Origin of the sequence: Pontibacter sp. BAB1700 (assembly GCF_000277005.1) — a bacterium.
Taxonomy (GTDB): Bacteria; Bacteroidota; Bacteroidia; order Cytophagales; family Hymenobacteraceae; genus Pontibacter; species Pontibacter lucknowensis.
This window is the reverse complement of the sequence record NZ_AKIS01000188.1, coordinates 1-1935: the sequence shown is the minus strand read 5'-3', so window position 1 is coordinate 1935 and position 1935 is coordinate 1. Positions and strand designations below refer to the sequence as shown.

Annotated in this window: 3 protein-coding genes; all 3 read right to left on the bottom strand. The window is 45.4% G+C overall.

Annotated elements, in window-relative coordinates; translation table 11 throughout:
- Window positions 1–186: 186 nt before the first annotated feature.
- A complete protein-coding gene (locus O71_RS24090) occupies window positions 187–333 on the bottom strand; it encodes a T9SS type A sorting domain-containing protein (RefSeq protein WP_155801015.1) in 147 nt (48 codons plus the stop codon).
- Window positions 321–827 carry a hypothetical protein gene (locus O71_RS18825; protein WP_007660151.1) on the bottom strand — a complete coding sequence of 169 codons (507 nt, stop codon included), beginning with the start codon at window positions 825–827 and terminating at the stop codon, window positions 321–323. The genes O71_RS24090 and O71_RS18825 overlap by 13 nt, the downstream gene beginning before the upstream one ends.
- Before the next feature lie 2 nt (window positions 828–829).
- The coding region (locus O71_RS18820; protein ID WP_040574803.1) for a hypothetical protein at window positions 830–1935 on the bottom strand (1106 nt) is incomplete at its 5' end.

Here is a 1935-nt window from a genome sequence, read left to right as displayed (position 1 = left end):
TTTGTATTATATATAAATATAGGGGTGAATAGATGTATTTGAAGGGTGAATGATTTTATAGACAGAGTTTGGGGAGAGTGTGGTAAAACAGGATGGCTCGCATTGCATCATACTAATGCATAAAAAAACCGCCGCCAGCAGGTAGAGCACCCGCTGGCGGCAGCCTTGTGTAACAGCCTCCTACTGTTATTCTTTCTTGAGCAGTTTCACGGTCTTGGTCCCAGAGGTGCTCACCATGCGGGCGATGTAGAGGCCCTCTGGCAGTCCGCCGCCGTCAACCTCCACGGTGTTCACCACGCCAGCCCTCGCCTCGCCAGACTTCAGCTCACGCACCAGGCGCCGCGCATGTCGTAGAGGCGCATGCTGTAGCTCTCGTCCTGGGCCACGCGGAACTCGATCACCGCCTTGTCGGTGAACGGAGTCGGATAGGCGCGGAGTTGGTCGGATTCAGCAAGGTCGAGGCCCTCTAGGGAGGTGGTTGAAGTTGCTGTCATTGATGCTTCGCATTCTGATTCAGTAATAATATTATTATTGTATCGGTCAAAGATCTTAGCTAACTCAATTGCTCTAGCGTAGTCTGCTTTAATTCCTGCATTCTTAGAGTTACTAGGCAAGTAGCTACTAGCTGTACCATTAAAGCAATATTTTGCTAATAAAGCTTGTGCCTCTGTAGCAGCCGCTGCTGCCAGAGCACATGAATAGGTCTTAGAATCAGCGACATTCAACTGATACGTTAACAGATGTTTCGCTAACTTGTAAGCGCCGTCACTCGCCATTTTAGTGAACTTTGGTTTTGCTACAGCTCCATCATTCTGACGCTCATCCAAAATTAAACGCGCCTGTTCACAGCTATTAAGTATAAAGCTAGAGAAACTAGAACAAACTGGACCAGATGTAGGATTAGCCCATAACGTATGGTTTTCATACCTTCCCCTAAAGCATTACCAACATAGTCATCGAGTAACCAGAAGTCAGCTTTTTCACCGCCATTAGCTCTCGCATTTACCACATTAGTAAATTGTCCACCTCCAGAACAAGAGCTCCAGTTTTTCCAGTAGCCTGGTGTGCGGGCATCGCCTCCAGGAGGTGTTACGTTATCAATTTCGATGAAGAGATAAGCTATATCTGAGCTACCATAAATATTTGGAGGAAGTGCTAACCCATTTGCTCCTCCTATGTAGAAGCAGTAGTTGCCCAATGCCTCGCCACTCTCAAAAGAACCATTTCCAGCATCTGGATTGAACACTTCAACATTTACCCAACCTTCTCCAACTTTGTACTTAATATAAACCTTAAAGCCAACACCAACATTTGTTTCACAGATTTTGTAGATTTTGTATCTGCTTAGCACAATCGACTCTCCATCAAACAAAACTCCATCATCGTCACCTAAAGTGCTTTCATCAGCTATAAGCTCATCCGACCCATTTACTACTTCATATAGCTTAAAGTTCCAGTCTTTAGTCTCATCTACTTGTCCGTCGGTTAGTTTCGTCAATTGGATTCTACTACAAGCTTCCACATTTACAGTAAGTGTTGCCTCACTATCGCAACTTTCGCTGTCAGTTTCGGTGTAAGCTCTTGTAACAGTAGCATAGAAAGTATGCTCACCTATCATAAGGCTTTCAAACTCTGTAATTACTTCTGTACGGTCAGCATCACTATACCATACTACTACATCATCTTCACCTGCACCAATTGATTCATTAAAGCTGCTCAACAATACACCTGTCATTTCATCCTCGCAGTAGTCAACTTCATGATTCGTTAAATCTGGAGCCTCGAGGATGGTGATGGTGAGCGTTGTTTCGCTGTCGCAGCTCTCACTGTCAGTATTGGCGTAAGGTCTGGTCACTGTTGCAGTAAAGGTGTGCTCGCCTACAGCGAGTTCGCCTGTTTCTGTCACAGTGTTGCCCTCACTGTCCTTCCACACCA